At 70.1% G+C, this 18024-nt stretch carries 5 protein-coding genes and 2 pseudogenes; 5 read left to right on the top strand and 2 right to left on the bottom strand.

Annotation, left to right across the window (positions count from 1 at the left end; genetic code table 11):
• On the bottom strand, window positions 1–845 hold an 845-nt coding region (locus ABT300_RS17945; protein ID WP_351676390.1), incomplete at its 3' end, for a maltotransferase domain-containing protein.
• Window positions 846–1206: 361 nt separating this feature from the next.
• On the opposite strand from ABT300_RS17945, the gene ABT300_RS17940 reads away from it, so the two are divergent.
• Window positions 1207–3831 (top strand): glycosyltransferase family 1 protein, encoded by a 2625-nt coding sequence (locus tag ABT300_RS17940; protein WP_351676387.1) that lies wholly within the window; start codon window positions 1207–1209, stop codon window positions 3829–3831.
• 234 nt (window positions 3832–4065) lie between these two features.
• A pseudogene (locus tag ABT300_RS17935) lies at window positions 4066–4476 on the top strand (hypothetical protein); the annotation flags it as partial.
• 37 nt (window positions 4477–4513) lie between these two features.
• Here the strand turns inward: ABT300_RS17935 and ABT300_RS17930 are convergent.
• A complete protein-coding gene (locus ABT300_RS17930; protein ID WP_351676385.1) occupies window positions 4514–5794 on the bottom strand; it encodes an RNA-guided endonuclease InsQ/TnpB family protein in 1281 nt (426 codons plus the stop codon).
• Window positions 5795–6057: 263 nt separating this feature from the next.
• On the opposite strand from ABT300_RS17930, the pseudogene ABT300_RS17925 reads away from it, so the two are divergent.
• The 3 genes and pseudogenes from ABT300_RS17925 to ABT300_RS17915 form a co-directional block, all read left to right on the top strand.
• A pseudogene (locus tag ABT300_RS17925) lies at window positions 6058–6678 on the top strand (vWA domain-containing protein); the annotation flags it as partial.
• A gap of 247 nt (window positions 6679–6925) precedes the next feature.
• A complete protein-coding gene (locus ABT300_RS17920) occupies window positions 6926–17404 on the top strand; it encodes a LamG-like jellyroll fold domain-containing protein (protein ID WP_351676382.1) in 10479 nt (3492 codons plus the stop codon).
• A gap of 77 nt (window positions 17405–17481) precedes the next feature.
• Window positions 17482–17934, top strand: coding sequence for an SMI1/KNR4 family protein (locus ABT300_RS17915; RefSeq protein ID WP_351676380.1), 453 nt, complete (start codon window positions 17482–17484; stop codon window positions 17932–17934).
• The last annotated feature ends 90 nt before the right edge of the window (window positions 17935–18024 follow it).

The raw sequence follows: 18024 nt of genomic DNA, 5'->3' as shown, positions 1-18024 counted from the left end.
TCCACCAGCAGCGGCAGCGGCTCCGACGCGGTCACCAGCTCCCGCAGCGGAGACCGCGCCAGCACGGCGTCCACCTCCGGCGTCAACGCCGCGGCCAGCCGGGACACGGCCGGGCGGCTCTCGTCGCGCAGGGCCTCGACGGCGATCAGCAACGCCTTGCGCTCCGGGCCGTTCGGCACACCGCCCGCCGCCCGCTCGTAGAGCCGGGCCCCCTCTTCGAGGACCGACTCCGTGTCCGTCCCGGCGGGCACCTTCACACCGGCGTGGCGCCGCCACGTGGTGACGGGGTCCCCCCACGCCTCCACGGTGTACGTCCAGCGGCCGGTCGCGTCCGGGGTGACGTCCGCGCCCCAGCGGTCGGTGCCCGGGGCGAGTTCGCGCATCGGCGTCCACGGACCCGGCTCGCCCCGCGGATCCCGCAGTACGACGTTGGCCGCGACGGCGTCATGCCCTTCGCGGAACACGGTCGCCGAGACCTCGAACGTCTCGCCGACGACCGCCTTGGCCGGCCGGCGTCCCTGCTGGACCAGCGGACGGACGTCGAGGACGGGTATGCGACCGACGGCGGTGGGCGCGGTGGGCGCGGCGGGCGCGGTGGCCGTGTGGGCCGCTGTGGGCTCGGCGCGCTTCGCCGGCTTCGGGCTCCTGGACCCCTTGGCGTCCCTGGAGCTCTTGGAGTCCTTGGAGTCCTTGGGATTCTTGGGGTTCTTCGGTTCCTCGGAGTCCTGGGCGTCCCGGGCGTCCTTGGCGTCCTTCGAGGCCTTGGCGTCTTTGGAGGCCTTGAGGTCCCTGGCGTCCTTGGGGGTCTTCTTGGGGGGTGTCGAGGGGTGGTGCCTGGCCGGCATGACCGCTCCTGTCCGCATCAAGGGGGGTGGGCGGATGGATGTGGTGGGAGGTGGGTCCTGCGAGGGAGTACCGGAGGAGCCTTCCACCCTGTGCGGGTGAGCAATCCGGCCCGTTGTTAACTCCTCACGTCGATATCCGACTCGGTGCGCCGGCGTCGTCGGGCGCACCACTGGCACCCTCTCGCGCGGGGCGAAGCCCCACAAGGTGGCCCAGCGGAGTGAAAGCGGGATTTTCGGCCCTTCGCCGCAGGGCTCCGGCCAGCCCCCGGCAAGGCCGGCGTCGACGCCGGTACCGTCGTAGCAGACGTGGACGCACACTGCCGTGCGCCCATCAAGCGAACGCGCAACGCCGAGGTGGAATGTGAAGGCGATCCGTCGACTCACCGTCCGACCCCTCCTCCCCGAACCCCTCCTGCCGCTCAGCGACCTGGCCCGAAACCTGCGCTGGTCCTGGCATGCGGAGACCCGCGACCTCTTCCGTTCCGTCGACCCCGAGCGCTGGGCCCGCTCGGACGGCGACCCGGTGAGACTGCTCGGAGGCGTGCCGCCGGCACGCCTGCTCGAACTCGCCGAGGACCGTCGTTTCCTGCGCCGTCTCGCCGCGGCCGCCGGCGACCTCCACGACTACGTGAGCGGCGACCGCTGGTACCAGGCGCAGCCCTCCTCCGCCGGACTCCCGGCCGCCGTCGCCTACTTCTCGCCCGAGTTCGGCATCACGGCCGCACTGCCCCAGTACTCCGGCGGCCTGGGCATCCTCGCCGGCGACCATCTGAAGGCGGCCAGCGACCTGGGCGTGCCGTTGATCGGTGTGGGCCTGCTCTACCGGCACGGCTACTTCCGGCAGACCCTCTCGCGGGACGGCTGGCAGCAGGAGCACTACCCGGTCCTGGACCCCAACGAGCTGCCGGTGACCCTCCTCAAGGAGAAGGACGGCACGCCCGCCCGGGTCTCCCTCGCCCTCCCCGCGGGCAGGCAGCTGCACGCCCGCGTGTGGCTGGCGCAGGTCGGCCGGGTCCCGCTGCTGATGCTCGACTCCGACGTCGAGGAGAACGACCACGGCGAGCGCGGGGTGACCGACCGGCTCTACGGCGGCGGCAGCGAGCACCGGCTGCTGCAGGAGATGCTGCTCGGCATAGGGGGTGTCCGGGCGGTCCGCACGTACTGCCGGCTCACCGGTCACGCCGAGCCCGAGGTCTTCCACACCAACGAGGGTCACGCCGGCTTCCTCGGCCTGGAGCGCATCGCCGAACTCGGGGATGCGGGGCTGGACTTCGACTCGGCCCTGGAGGCCGTCCGGGCCGGGACCGTCTTCACCACGCACACGCCCGTCCCGGCCGGCATCGACCGCTTCGACCGGGACCTGGTCGCCCGGCACTTCGGCCCCGACGCCGAGCTGCCCCGCATGGACGTCGACCGCATCCTGCGGCTGGGCATGGAGACGTACCCCGGCGGCGAGCCGAACCTCTTCAACATGGCCGTCATGGGACTGCGGCTGGCGCAGCGCGCGAACGGGGTGTCGCTGCTGCACGGCCAGGTCAGCCGCGGGATGTTCGCCGGCCTGTGGCCCGGGTTCGACGCCGAGGAGGTGCCGATCACCTCCGTCACCAACGGCGTGCACGCCCCGACCTGGGTGGCCCCCGAGGTGCTGCGTCTCGGCGCCCGGCAGATCGGCGCCGAGCGCGCCGAGGACGCCCTCAGCGTCGGCGGCTCCGACCGCTGGGACTCCGTCGCCGACATCCCCGACCTGGACGTCTGGGAGCTGCGCCGCGAGCTGCGCGAGCAGCTGGTGCTGGAGGCGCGGCGGCGACTGCGCGCCTCGTGGCGTCAACGGGGGGCGGCGAGCGCCGAGTTGGGGTGGATCGACGGCGTCCTGGACCCGGACGTCCTCACCATCGGCTTCGCGCGCCGGGTCCCGTCGTACAAGCGCCTGACGCTGATGCTGCGGGACCCGGACCGGCTGACGGAGCTGCTGCTGCACCCGGAGCGGCCGATCCAGATCGTCGTCGCGGGCAAGGCGCATCCGGCGGACGACGGCGGGAAACGCCTGGTGCAGGAGCTCGTCCGGTTCACCGACGACCCGCGGGTCCGGCACCGCATCGTCTTCCTGCCCGACTACGGCATGGGCATGGCGCAGAAGCTGTACCCCGGCTGCGACATCTGGCTCAACAACCCGCTCCGCCCGCTGGAGGCCTGCGGCACGTCCGGCATGAAGGCCGCGCTCAACGGCTGCCTCAACCTGTCCGTCCTGGACGGCTGGTGGGACGAGTGGTTCCAGCCGGACTTCGGCTGGGCCATCCCCACGGCGGACGGCGTCGGAACCGACCCGGACCGCCGGGACGACATCGAGGCGGCGGCCCTCTACGACCTCCTGGAACAGCGCATCACGCCGCGCTTCTACGAGCGCGGGCGCGCGGGACTGCCCGACCGCTGGATCGAGATGGTCCGCCGGACCCTCACCCTGCTCGGCCCGAAGGTGCTGGCGGGACGCATGGTCCGCGAGTACGTGGAGCGGCTCTACACCCCGGCCGCCCACGCGCACCGGACGATGGCGCCCGGCACGGCGCGGGAACTCGCGGGCTGGAAGCAGCGGGTGCGCTCGGCCTGGCACGCCGTGGCGGTCGACCACGTGGAGACGTCGGCGGCCACCGTCACGGCCGAGCTCGGCACGACCCTCGCGCTGCGGGTGCGGGTGCGCCTCGGCGACCTGACCCCCGACGACGTCGAGGTGCAGGCCGTCTCGGGCCGGGTGGACGAGGAGGATCGCATCACGGACGCGGCCACGGTCCCGCTGAAACCGGCGGGCGGCCCGGACCTGGAGGGCAGGTGGGTCTACGAGGGCCCGCTGTCGCTGGACCGCACAGGCCCCTTCGGGTACACGGTCCGCATCCTCCCGGCTCATCGCCTGCTGGCGTCCGGCGCCGAACTCGGGCTGGTGGAGGCGCCGTCCGCGGAGGCGGTCGAGGGGGCGGGCGTCCTGCTGCGCTGACCCGACGCACGCGTTCCCGCGCAGGCGCCTCCGCCCGCCCGTCCGGTGCGAGCACCTCCGCCCGCCCGCCCCACACCCACCGCACCCGGTGGACGGGCGGGCGGGTGGACGGGGGGACGAGTGGCGGGCGGCGGAAATCTCTGGCCGGGTCACCGGCACGGCCGTTATGCTCCCCGCGATGACTACTCCTTCTGTCGACAGATCGGGGGACCCGTCCGCGCAAGGTGAGTGCTGATGACGACTCACCTCGCGAACGAGGACTCCCTGCTTTCCTTCTGGCCGCGCGTGCGCGAGTTCGCCGTGCCGGCCTCGATGATCGAGACCGCGACAGCGCGCCGCCGTGCCGGCGACTGGGCGGGGGCCTGCGCCGCCGCGGGCGTGGACGTCGATCTGGACCTGCGGACCCTGGCGAGTTCCCACGGCCGGGAGTTCGTCTCCCGGCTCCGCTCCGACCTGCGGCATCTGGCACCCGACCTGCTGCGCTGGCATCTGCCGAGAATCGCCCCCGACGGGCTGCTGCGGCCCGGTCTGACCGTCGCCCTCGCGCGGTACGACGGCGCGGGGCGAGGCGGGCGTCCGGTGCGTCTGGTGGTGCGGACGCCGCCCTCCTGGGCGGACGCGAGCCAGCGGATCAGCCTGACCGTTTGACATCCTCCCCCTCTTAAAAGAGGGGGATTCCAACCTATTTGGGTTGAGGTTCACGGGTGCTCGTACGGCCGGTGGCCGTTGTCACCCCTCCGGCACCGGCTGTTCGCCGGGGGCGGGGGATCCCGCCCTGTCCTGCCGCGACGTTGTGGCTTGCGTTGGTGTCCGCGTTACAGGTGAAGCCGCAGGAGGAACAGACGAACTCGGCTTGGCTCTTGCGCGAGTTCTTGTCGATCCACCCACAGGCACTGCACCGCAGAGACGTGTACGGGGCGGGCACGTCCTCGACCCGGCCGGGGGCTTTGTGTCCGGTGCGCTGACGCAGCAGGCCCCAGCCCTGGGCGAGGATGGCACGGTTGAGGCCGGCCTTCTGCGCCACGCCCCGGCCGGGCTGCTCCACACCGCCCTTCGCGGAGCGGGTCATGTTCTTGATGTTCAGCTTCTCGAAGCGGATCAGGTCGTAGGCGCGGGCGAGGAGGGTGCTGGTCTTCTCGCACCAGTCCTTGCGGCGGTTGGCCTCGCGGGCCTTGAGCTTCGCGACCTTCGCGTACGCGGCCTGCTTGCGCTCGCTGCCCTTGGGGGCGCGGGCTGCGCGCCGCTGGTGTTTGCGGATCTGCGCGCGTTCTCTGGCGGTGAGCTGCGGGCAGTTGAGCATCCGCCCGTCGGAGAGGGCGGCGGTGACGATCACGCCCCGGTCGATGCCGATGACCTTGCCGGCGCCGGGTGCGGGCGCCGGGTCGGGGACGACGGCGAACGCGGCGTGCCACTGCCCGTTGCGCAAGGTGACCCGGAACGTCTTGGCGTCCGGCAGCCTCGCACCCCTGCCCCGGGCGCTGAGGCGGAAGCGGACCCAGCCGCAGCCGGGCACCTTCACCTGCGCCCACCGCCCATTCAGCTTCCGCACCACGACCGAGCGGCCCATGACCTGCCGGCCGGTCTGCGCGTTCAGCTTCGGCGTGCCGTCCGCGTGGTACTCGGGCACGCGGTCGGTGCCGATGACACGGAAACCCTCATGCGCGAACCTCTTGCGCCAGGTCGGCTCACCGAAGCCGGACGTGAAACGCGCCTGCCTGGCCGCGGCGAAGTCCTTGAGCGCCTGCTGCTGCACGTCCGCGTTCCCCGCCGCCAGCCACTCGTTGGCGCGCCGGGCCTCGGTCAGCTGACGGCACTGCTCGGCAAACCCCGGCGCAGACCCGCGCCCCGGACTCCAGTACGCGTGCTGCTCCACCGCGAGGTTCCACACGTACCGTGCGTGCGCGCAGTGCAGCAGCATCCGCCGCTCCTGCTCACCCGTCGGGTACATCCGAAACCGTGCCATGCCGAGAACGTAGACCGCACGTTCCCCGCCCGCGCACCTCATCGATCACCATCACCCATCCGAGTGACCACACCGCACACCACCAGCCACCGGCGCCAGGTACCTCGACCCCCGTCGCCGCCATCCGCCCGTGGCCGCCCTCCACATCCCGGACGGCTACGCCGGATCGCCCTGACGGCGATCCGGCTACCCATGCCCCGCTCCGCGGGAGCGGGGCATTCACCCCGGCCCTGAAGGACCGGGCACCCTGCCCGAAAGCCAGGTGGAAGAGGTGGGCGGAGGAGGCCTTCCACCCGCCGCAGCCCTGGCGGGAACTGCTGGGCGCGGCGGTCCGCTCGGCGGCCTCGGGTCCGGGAGCGGGCGAGGACTACAGCTACGGCCGTCCCGCGCGCCGCTCGGCCTGCCTGCCCGGAGTCGTCCTGCCGAGCCTGCGACGCCGGCCGCCCCGGGTCTGCGTCGTCATCGACACGTCCGGTTCGGTCAGCGACGCCGAACTGGGCAGCGCGCTGCTGGAGGTGGCGGCCATCTCCCGTGCCGTGGGCGGTCGTCGCGACCTGGTCTCCGTGGTGCCGTGCGACGCGTCGGCCGGCACGGTGCACACCCTGTGCCGCGCGGAGGGCATCCCCCTGGTGGGCGGCGGCGGCACGGATCTGCGCACGGGCTTCGCCAAGGCCCTGCGGGCCGACCCCCGCCCCGACGCGATCGTCGTCCTCACCGACGGCCAGACGCCCTGGCCCGAGACCCGCCCGTCCTGCCGCACGGTGATCGGCCTGTTCCCCCGCAGCCGCACCGGCTACGACGAGACGAACCCCGACTACGTCCCCGACACCCCGCCCGCCTGGGCCCGGGTGGTGGAGATCGGCACGACGGGAGGCGGCCGCTGAGCACCCACGCCCGCCCCCAACTCCCTTGCCAGGCTGGGCCGTAGTGCACAGCGGAGCGCCTGGGTCCTGACCTTTCGTGACGAATGCGGCGTGATCATGTTCACTTCAGACGTGGGAAGTCTGTGAATCTCTTGTGCTTTTATCGGGGAATCATTTAGAACTTGCCCACTCGTGATCTTTTGGGTGGGGGGATTCCGTGCGTCCGGCACGTCCGCTTGTCATCGCCGTTGCCTTTGTCCTGGCCGTCATGGCCGGTACAGAGCAAGTCGCTGTCGCCGTAGGCGAGTCCACGTCCGTCGGATCGGCGGAGGCGCCTGACCAGCGCTGGGGGTCCGCCTCAGGACGCAGTCACGCCGCGTCCGCGAAGGCGACGGACGCCCCTGCGAAGGGCGGCCGTGACGGCGCCCTCGCCGGCCGGGGCGAATTGCCCGCCGAGCGGGCGGACGGTGTCACCCGGCTGCCCAGCACAGGCCGGACTCCCGAGCCGGGCCCGGTCGTCGAAGCGGACGCACCCGCAGCCCCCGCACCGCAGGGCTTCGACGCCAAGCGCAGCATGGAGGTGGCCACCGGGCGAGCGGAACGCGAGAAGACGTATCTCAACGCGGACGGGACCTACACGACCCGGTTCTTCACCGACCCGGTCAACTTCCGTCGGGGCGACGGCGCCTGGCAGCCCATCGACACGACGCTCGTGCCACAGGACACGTCGGGTCCCAGCACGATGAGTGCCGCCGAGGAAGGCTGGGAGACCGCTTCCACCGAGGCACAGATCCAGTTCGCCGGCACAGCCGACGCCGACCCCGTCGTACGGATGCAGGTCGACGAGGGCGTCTCGGTCGGCTACGGCGTGGACGACGCCCACCCCGTCACCGGGCAGGCCGACGACAGCACCCTGACCTACGACGACGTGCGCCACAACGCGGACCTGGAGCTCGCCGCGGGCAGCAACTCGGTCAAGGAGACCCTGGTCCTCAAGGACGCCGACGCGCCCACCGAATGGCGCTTCCCCTTGAAGCTCGAGGGTCTGACGGCCACCCTCGACGCCCAGAACAACTTGGTGTTCACGGATGCGGGCGGCACGGTACGCGCCTGGGCGCCGGCGGGCTGGATGCAGGACTCCAAGGCCGCGCCCAACTCCAATGAGGGCGCTGTCTCCTCCGCCGTGACCTACAGCCTCGAGGCGGAGGCCGGACGTCAAGTCCTGGTCGTCAAGCTCGACAAGGCGTGGCTGTCGGCGCCCGAGCGGGTGTTCCCGGTGCGTGTCGACCCGTCGGTGAAGTCTGTGTCGGCCACCTCCGGCACGTACGTCGAGTACCCCTACAACCAGAACTTCGCCTCCGACACCGTGCTGAAGGTGGGCACGTACGACGGGGGCAGCCACAAGGCATCGGCCTTCCTGCGCTTCACGGGGCTCGAGACCAGTCTGAAGAACGCCTGGGTGATCAGCGCCAACCTCGCGCTGTACAACACCTGGTCGCAGTCGTGCACCGCCCGGCCGGTGACCGTGCACCCGATCACGTCGAACTGGGCCGAGACCACGACGTCGAAATGGCCCGGACCGTCCACCGGCACCTCACTTGTCTCGAAGAGTTTCGCCCACGGCTGGCGACCCGCCGGAACCACCTCCTGGTCGTGCGGACCTGCCTGGGAGACCATCAAGCTCGGCTCGGCAGGCCGCAAGCTGGTCGATGACTGGACGCACGCGCGCAAGAAAAATTACGGCCTCGCGGTCAAGGCGTCGGCCACCGACTCCAAGAGCTGGAAGCAGTTCGGCTCCGACGACTACCCGGCCGGCAAGCCCAGCCTGGACGTCACCTGGACCAAGTACGGCGCCGCCTACTCGCTCGGTGACTTCACCGCGCCGGTCACCGCCACCACCGAGGGTGTGGAGAAGGTGACCGTCACCAACCAGGGCCAGACGACCTGGCCGGCGGGTGGCAACTACAAACTGCGTTACAACCTGTTCGACGCGGCGGGAAAGGAGATCACGGACAGCGCGAAGATCCGCTGGACGCCGATGCCGCAGGCGATCTCACCCGGCGAGTCCGTCACCCTCAACGCGAAGATCGCACCCCTGACACCCGCCACGTACACCGTGCAATGGACGATGGACGAGGTCGGCGTCAGTCGTTTCACCACAGCTGGCGTGCCTGGAGTGGCGATCAAGCTCTCCGCGGTGAACATACCGCCGCAGCTGACGGCGGAGTCCCCGGGCAGCGGCATCACCGTCGACACGCTCACCCCGACCCTGTGGGCCAAGGGAGCAGACGCGGACCGCTACCCGAAGGCCGCTCTGCAGTACTCGTTCGAGGTCTGCGAGACCGAGGGCAGCAATCTGCGCAAGAACTGCAGGGCGGGCACGCGCGGCGACGCACAGCAGTGGGCGGTGCCGTCAGGCTGGCTGTCCTGGGGCAAGACGTACGCGTGGTACGGGTACGCCTACGACGGGTCCGCCGCCTCGACCCGTCCCGGGGCGGCCCTGATGACCACCCAGGTGCCGCAGCCCGCCGTGACCAGCCACCTGGGCGGCGCGGACGAGGGCAAGGAGATCGGCACCCGGGAGGGCAACTACGTCACGGCCGCGACGGACGCGGCACTGAGCACCGTCGGCCCCGAACTGTCGTTGACCCGCACCTACAACTCCCTGGACCCACGTGGCGACGGCGCCTTCGGCACCGGCTGGTCCACGCGCTGGGACATGCAGCTGCGTGAGGAGACGACTTCGTCGTCCGTCCTCGTCACCCAGTCCGACGGTTCACAGGTGAGATTCGGCAAGAACGCCGACGGCGCCTACACAGGCCCGTCCGGAGGCTCGCTCACACTGGCCCGTCAGTCCACCGACTGGATCCTGCGGGAACGTTCCGGTGCCACCTATCGCTTCCTGTCGAGTGGCGTCCTCGCCCGGATCACCGATGCCGCGGGACGCAGCCAGAGCGTCGCCCATGAGACGGCGACCGGTGGCCCGGTGAAGAAGGTGACGGACGACCTGTCGGGCCGCTTCCTGGCCTTCGGCTGGACCGGCCGGCATGTCACCACGGTCACCACCAGTGCCGTCGATGCGACAACACCAGGTCTCACCTGGACCTACACCTACAGCGGCGATCAGTTGACACGGGTGTGCCCGCCGACCTCGACGACCAGGTGCACGGTGTACGAGTATGCCGCCGGCTCGCTCTACCGCAGCGGTGTTCTGGACTCGGCCCCCACCTCCTACTGGCGGCTCGGCGAGGCCGAAGGGTCCGTGGCCGCAAGCGAAGCCGTCTCGCGCACCGGTCTGAACGATGCCGTGCACCGTGACACCGAGCTGGGCACGGACTCCGCCCTCGCAGGGACCGCGGACACATCGGCCGGCTTCGACGGAGTCGACTCGGTCGTCGAACTGCCTGCGGACACCTTCAAGGCATCAGCGTTCCCCACGATCGAGCTGTGGTTCAGAACCAGCACCCCCTCGGGTGTCCTGGCGGGCTTCCACAATGCCGAGGTGGGAGAGAAGCCGGGTTCGTACCGGCCGGTGCTGAACATCGACGCCGCCGGCAAGCTGCGCGGCCAGTTCTTCCTGACCAGCCGCACCGTCACCCCCATCACCTCGGCGCAGCCCGTCACCGACGGCCGGTGGCACCACGTCGTGCTGACCGCCGCGGCCAACACGCAGAGCCTCTACCTGGACGGCGTCAAGGTCGGCTCGCTGGCCGGGGCTCTTGCCGAGCAGTCCCTCGAGTACGCCCACCTCGGCGTCGGGTACGGCAGCGCCGGCTGGATGGGAGTGGCCACCAGCGGGTGGTACCACTTCAAGGGCCAGATGGACGAAGCGGCCTTCTACGACCACACCCTTGACCCCGCGACCGTCGCTGAGCACTACGCGGCCCGCACCGCGACCGGCCAGTTGACCAAGGTCACGCTGCCTTCCGGCCGCGTCCACGCCACCGCCGCCTACCACCCGGTCAGCGGTCGTCTCACCGAGCACACCGACGACAACGGCGGTACTTGGAAGGTGTCCGCGCCCTCCTACTCGACGTCCTCTTCCTCCTACGCGGAGGCTGTTCAGCGCAGCGGCCCGACCGGCTACTGGCGTCTGGGCGAGCGCGGGGGAGCCGAAGCGGCCAGCCCCCTCGGCGACGCCATGGCCGGCACCTACTCCGACGCCGTCGGCCTGGGCGCCCCGGGTGTCTTCGCGGACGGCGACGACACCGCGGCAGCCTTCACCGGCGACGGCGCGGTCGAGGTTCCCGTCGAGTCGCTCGGCACGGAACCGGCCATGTCACTGGAACTGTGGTTCAAGACCGCCGGCTCCGGCGTTCTGGTCGGCAACCAGGACTCCGAGTTCGGCGACACACCCACCGGCTGGCGTCCCATGCTGCTGATCGACCCCGCGGGCAAATTGCGCGGCAGGCTCTCGAGCGCCGGCAGCAGCCTGCTGTCGAAGGCGGACCTCACCGACGACGCATGGCACCACGTCCTGCTCACCGGAAACGCGGGCATGCAGGCGCTGTTCGTGGACGGCGAACTCCAGGCCACCACGGCCACCGGCGTTGCGACGGACCGCTACGCCCATGTGTACATCGGCGGCGGCTACTCCTCGAGTGCCTGGGACGGCCAGGGGTCGGCCTACCGCAACTTCACCGGTCAGGTCGACGAAGTCGCCTTCTACGACAAGCCGTTGGTCACCTTCACGCAGACCGCGGGCGTATGGAGATACGTGCCCGTCGCCTCGGGCCGGACGGACGCCCCCAACCAGCACATCCAGGCCCGTCGCAGTCTGGTCTCCGGGCGCGGCGACCAGTACGACGGCGTTGCGCTGGCCGACGCCCCGGCCGCCTACTGGCGACTCGGGGAGACCGAAGGAACGGCCCTGACCAGCGAGGTCGGCGGTCCCGGTATGAACGCCTCCTTCCGGCCGGACACAGGCGCCGCCTCGAAGCTCGACCAGCCCGGTGTGTTCGGCGCGGGCGACGACCGGTCCGTGAAGATCGGCGGCGGGGGCGCCGTGCAGCTTCCCCCGTCGATCCTCGCCGGCGCCGCGGAGATGTCCACGGAGATGTGGTTCCGCACCACGTCCGCCTCCGGGGTGCTTCTCTCCTTCCAGAACGCGGACATCGGGCAGACACCGACCTCCGCGCTCCCCGTCCTGAACATCGACGGTGCGGGCAAACTGCGGGGCAGGTTCTATCTGACCGGTGGCGTGTCCGCCACGCCCGTCACCTCGCCGAGCGCGGTCACCGACGGCGCCTGGCACCACGTGGCGCTGACAGCAGCCGGCACGTCCCAGAGTCTCTACCTGGACGGAGTGAAGCTCGGCTCGATCAACGGGGCCGTAGCCGACCAGACGCGTACCCGTGCCTACCTCGGCGCCGGCTACGCCAACGGCGGTTGGATGGATCTGCCCGCCGCGACCTACTACTTCAACGGACAGATCGACGAGGCCGCGTTCTACCGCAGCACGTTGACGGACGCCCAAGTCTCCGCCCACTACCGGGCGCAGGTCGAAGCGGCCGACTCGGGGCTGACCTCCACCGTGACGGTCACCGACCCCACCCGGCACACCAGCACCACCAGCTACGACGCCTTGCGCGGCCAGCGTGTGGTCGCCTCGAAGGACGCCGTCGGCGCCGTCACCTCCTACGCCTACGACACGGCGGGCAACCTCCACACCGTCACGGACGCCGACGGCCACGCCACGGTCACCGGCCACGATCCGCGCGGCAACATCGTGTCCCGTACCACCTGCCGCGACGCCGACTCGTGTTGGACGAGCTTCACTTCGTACTACCTCAACGCGAGTGATCCCCTCGACCCGCGCAACGACAAACCGCTGACCCGCAGCGACCAGCGCTCGAACGACTACAAGGACACCCGCTACCGCACCCAGTTCGCCTACAGCACGCTCGGTCTGCCCACCACCACGACCCGTCCGGACTCGTCCACCGCGGTCACCGCCTACACCGCGGGCACCGAGGCCGCGGTCGGCGGCGGCACGGCCCCGGCCGGCCTGGTGCTCACGCAGACGACGCCCGGCGGCGCGAAGACGTCGTACCGCTACGACGCGGGCGGAGACCTGGCCGAGGTCACCTCCCCGTCGGGCCTGGTGACGTCGTACACGTACGACGGCCTCGGCCGGAAGACCGCCGAGAAGCAGGTCTCCGACAGCTTCCCGGCCGGCGTGACCACGACCTACGCCTACGACGCGGCCTCCCACGTCGTCACGGAGACCGGCGCCGGCGTGAAGAACGAGATCACGCAGGTCACCCACACGCCTGTGATCAGCCGAGGCTACGACGAGGACGGCAACCTGCTGTCGGAGTCGACCAAGGACGCCACCGGCGGGGACGCCGAACGGACCACGCTCTACACCTACGACGCGCACGGCCTCAACGACACCGCCACGGACGCCGAGCAGAACACGACCCGCTTCGAGCACGACGAACTCGGCCGGGCCGTCGGCATGACCGACGCGGCCGGCGCCCACTTCACGTACACCTACACCGCCCGCGGACAGCACGCCACGACCGTCCTCGACGACTGGACCGGCGACCCGTCGGGTGCTGTCCGGGATCTGACGGTGATGTCCAACGCCTACGATCCGGCGGGCCGCCTGGCGTCCACGACGGACGCGATGGGCGCGACGACCGCCTACACCTACTACGACGACGGCCTCGCGGCCACGACCACCGCCAGGCAGGTCGCCCAGGCCGACGGCACCCGGCACGACATCGTGCTGGAGTCCGACGCCTACGACCCGGCGGGCAACCTCACCCAGCGGATCACCGGCGGCGGGAAGACCGCCGAAACGTTCACGGTGGACGCCCTCGGCCGCACCCTCACCAGCACCCTGGACCCGTCCGGCCTCAACCGGACCACGGCCTACGCCTACGACGGCGACGGCCGAGTCAAGGAACAGACGCAGTCGATCTCCGGGACCAGGAAGCTCACCACGACGTCCCAGTACGACGCGGCGGGCAATGTCACCGAGCAGACCATCACCGACGGCGCCAGTTCGCACACCGCCACCGGCACCTACGACGACCGCGGCCTGCCGCTGACAGCGGTCAGTCCCCGCGGCAACGTCGCCGGCGCCGATCCGGCCGTGTACACCACCGTCTCCCGCTACGACGCGCTCGGCCGTCCGGTCCAGCAGACCGCCCCGGCGGTGCAGGCGGAGGAGAACGGCTCCACCGCCTCCACCACCAGGCCGAGCACCCTCACCGGTTACAACACCTTCGGTGAGGCCACCGACACACGCGACGCCCATGGCAGGACGACCCGCACCGACGTCGACCGCCTCGGTCGCGCCACGGCGGTGACCCTGCCCGACTACACTCCGCCTGGCTCCAGCACGGCCCTCACGGCGACCGCGCGCACCACGTACACGCCACTCGGCCGTCCACGGACGGCGACAGACCCTCTGGGCCGCGTCACCCGCTACGCCTACGACCAGTTCGGACAGCTCACCGCGTCGACGGACCCGGCCGCCGACGCCTCGGCGGCGATGACGGCGGAGACCGACTCGGACCTGCTCAACCCCACGAGCGCGGACGGCGGCGGTATCACCCGTTCCACCTGGACACCGACCGGTCTCCAACTGTCGGTCACCGACCCGACGGGCGCCCGCACGGAGGCCACGTACGACGAACTGGGCAGGCAGCTGACGGCGACAACCGTCGAACGCCGCCCGAGCACCGTCGACCTGGTCAGCCGCTTCACGTGGGACGACGCGAGCAACCAGATCGCGTCGACGACACCGGCGGGCGTCGGCACGACCAGCGCGTACAACGCGGCCGGCGAGCCGAGGGCGGTGACGGACCCGGCCGGCACGACGAGGTTCGACTACGACGGCCTGGGCCGCCGGACGGAGACCACGGACGCGACCGGCCGCCGCACGACCACGTCCTACGACGCGCTCGGCGACGTCACCGACACCACCGACTACGGCACCGGCGCCACCGCCCTGCGCACCGCGTCCGCCGAATACGACGCAGAGGGCAACCGCACGGCGATGGTCCCCGCGGGGAGCAAGGCCCGGTCGACGTACGCGTACGACGCACTGGGTCGTATGACAAGCCAGACGGAGCCGGTCACCGCGACGGCGTCGATCACGACGTCTCTCGGCTACGACGCCAAGGGCAACCTCACCCGCCTGACGGACGGACGCGGCGGCAAGACCGTCTACACGTTCAACAGTTGGGGCCTGCCGGAGTCGACGATCGAGCCCTCCACACCCGCACACCCCAACCCGGCCAACCGCACCTGGACGACCGTCTACGACAAGGCCGGCCAGGCGGTGACGGAGCTCCTGCCGGGCGGCGTGAAGCGCGAGCGCACCTACGACGGCCTCGGCCGTCTCACGAGGGAGACGGGTACCGGCGCGGAGGCGTCCACGGTGACCCGCACCCTGGAGCACGACCTCGCCGGGCGTCTGACCGCGACAGGTACAGCGGACGGCGTCACCCGCAACACCTACACCTACAACGACCGTGGCGCGCTGCTGACCGCCGAAGGCCCGGGAGGCACCGCCTCATACGCCTACAACGCCGACGGCAGCATGACACGACGCACCACCACGGCCGGCGCCACCGACTACACCTACGACGCCGCGGGCCGCATCGACACCGCCCGCGACTCGATCACCGGCAGCGACGTCCTGTACGACTTCGACGCCGCGGGCCGCCCGAGCATGGAGCAGTACGCCACGAGCCCGACGGGCGCCGCGCCGTACACCGTCACAGCCAAGCGCGTCTACGACTACGACGAGTTGGGCCGTCTGAAGTCGGATGCCGTGGCCTCGGCCGACGGCGCGACGAGCGTGGCCTCGACGACGTACGGCTACGACCTGGACGACAACCTGACGTCGAAGAAGACGACGGGCACGGCAGGCGCGGGGACCAACACGTACGCCTACGACTACGCGAACCGTATGACGTCCTGGGTGAAGGACGGCGCGGCGCCGACGTCGTACGGGTGGGACGCCGCAGGCAACCGCACCAGGGCGGGCACGACGACGGCGACCTTCGACGCCCGCAACCGACAGCTGACGGACGGAACGACGGCGTACACGTACACGGCGCGAGGCACCCTGTCCTCGACCGACACCGGCAGCGGGCCGGCACGTTCACTGACCTTCGACGCCTTCGAACGCAAGATCTCCGACGGCGGTGCGACGTACGCGTACGACTCCCTGGACCGCGTCCAGACCCGAGGGACGACGACGTTCACCTACGACGGAGGCTCCAACAACCTCGCGGGCGACGGTACGACCGCCTACAACCGCACACCCGAGGGCGCCCTGCTCTCCCTCGGCACGGGCACGACCAAGCAGTGGGCGCTGACCGACCAGCACACCGACCTGGTCGCCGGCCTGACGGCGGACGGCGCCTCGGTGACCGGCTCGACCTCCTACGACCCCTTCGGCAAGGAAACGGCGACCAACGGCACCACGCCGGCGATCGGCTACCAGTCCGGCTGGACCGACCCCGCGAGCGGCGACGTCAACATGGCGGCCCGCTGGTACCAGCCGGGAACAGGATCCTTCGGCTCACGCGACACCTGGCAGCTGGATCCGATGCCATCGGCGCAGAGCAACCGCTATACCTACGGCAACGCCACGCCCTTGAACTCGATCGATCCTCTCGGGCACGAGACCAGGTTCGCCACCAGGGGGGCGACGACCTCACGTCCGGCGTGGCACGGCACCAGCTACGGAGCGGGGAACCGGTACTACGGCGCCCTTTCCACGTATCGGATGCTCAGGAGACGGAGCCCGATGGGATACCTCGCGGGCAAAGCCATCGAGCGCTTCCTGGACCGGCCCACCATCACCATCTTCCAGCCCAGGAGCACCCCGAGGAGCGGCGGAACCGCAAGACAGCCTGTCGGCTATTCCGGTCTCGTCGACACCGGTTACGACCGCGGTCGTGGACCGAGCACGGGTACCGGCACAGGCGGCGACCGGGGGAGCGGCCGTGGCACGCGCGGCGGGGGCCGCGGCGATTGCTGGAACTCCTGCGTGATCATCCCGCCGGCACCGCCGATCGACCAGAATCCCAACAACGGCTCGAACCCGACGACAGCTCCGACGCGTCCCATAGCTGAGCCGGATTTTGAGGACGCCGCGTGGGAACTTGGCGACGCTGTTAGCGGCATCGTGGGGGCAGCAAGGATGCTTGGCCTTATCGACGACGCGCAGTTCGAACCTACGGCCATGGTGGATGCTGCAGCGACTCCGGCCAGCGGAGATCCGGGAGGAAATGGCCAGCGGGACGATCCTTGTTCAAAACCGCGTGACGAGCGATACAAGTATCAGCCTCTGGAGAATGGGCGCCCCACAGGCGCGATTGCGCTTATCTGCCCGGGAGATCTGAAGCCGACAGGAAGTAAGAGGGATGACGGAGCGACAGTGAATGTGGCTGGCTTCCCGGAAGGAGACAACATAAATTCCAGCGGAAAGCCCATTTATAATCGCACGCATATTGTTGGGGACATGTTCCATGGTGCATGGAAGAGTGAAAACCTTTTCACGGGATTCGACCGAATGAACAAGAGCGGAATGAAGCGTTGCGAGAACAAGATTGCTAAGCAGCTTCGCCGCAACAACTCGGTACTGTACTCGGGACAGCTGAATTATGCTGGAAGCGGTGTGATACCCGAGAGTATCCGAATGACCGCATACACCAAGGAAGGGCAGCTGTTCAACGTGACAGTGGAGAATGTTCAGAGTTGGCAGGTTACATGTTGAGGATCTCGGCGCTTGAGCAGGTTGTCACCGGTCTCTTGGCGCACCGGGCTACTGGGCCGCGGGGGGTCGACTTCGGGATGATCACCTCCCTCCTCGGAGTCGGGCTGCCCAGTGATTTTCGGGAGCTGGCAGACAGCTATCCGACACTTGAGTTCGACGGCTTCTGGCGTATTCCGCTCCCTGTGCCGGGAATGGAGCGAGATTTTGTTGACGGAGTCTTCCAGGAGCTGGAAGTGCTGAGGGATCTCCAGGAGGAGGACATGTCCGAAGGTTATGTCGCCCACCCGGACCCTGGAGGCTTGATTCCGTGGAGTGAGTCGTTGTCAGGTGACGTCTTCTACTGGCGCGTGACCGGCAGTGACCCCGACAGTTGGCCTGTCGTCGTGAACAGTCGCAATTTGGAATGGTGGGAATTCGACGGTGGCGCGCTCGCGTTCCTCGTTGGAATCGTCGACGGGAGCATCGAGCGGCGCGGCCTGCCGAGCGACGTACCGGGAGTCGATCCCGACGTCCGCGCTTACACCGGCTGACGGCGAGCTGGGGAAGAGGTGGCGATGTCGGCGCAGTTGGGCCCTGTCCGGCTGTCCCGCTGTCATGCATCCGCTCGTGTTGCGGACGGT

Source organism: Streptomyces sp. NPDC001027 (assembly GCF_040299045.1).
Lineage (GTDB): Bacteria > Actinomycetota > Actinomycetes > Streptomycetales > Streptomycetaceae > Streptomyces.
The sequence above is the reverse complement of the archived record's forward strand: the minus strand, read 5'-3'. Positions and strand labels throughout refer to the sequence as shown.

Bases quoted from the DNA above. Each gene is read 5' to 3' on its own strand.
- ABT300_RS17920 (WP_351676382.1), top strand. From the start codon at position 6,926: ATGGCCGGTACAGAGCAAGTCGCTGTCGCCGTAGGCGAGTCCACGTCC.
- ABT300_RS17915 (WP_351676380.1), top strand. From the start codon at position 17,482: ATGATCACCTCCCTCCTCGGAGTCGGGCTGCCCAGTGATTTTCGGGAG.
- ABT300_RS17930 (WP_351676385.1), bottom strand. From the start codon at position 5,794: ATGGCACGGTTTCGGATGTACCCGACGGGTGAGCAGGAGCGGCGGATG.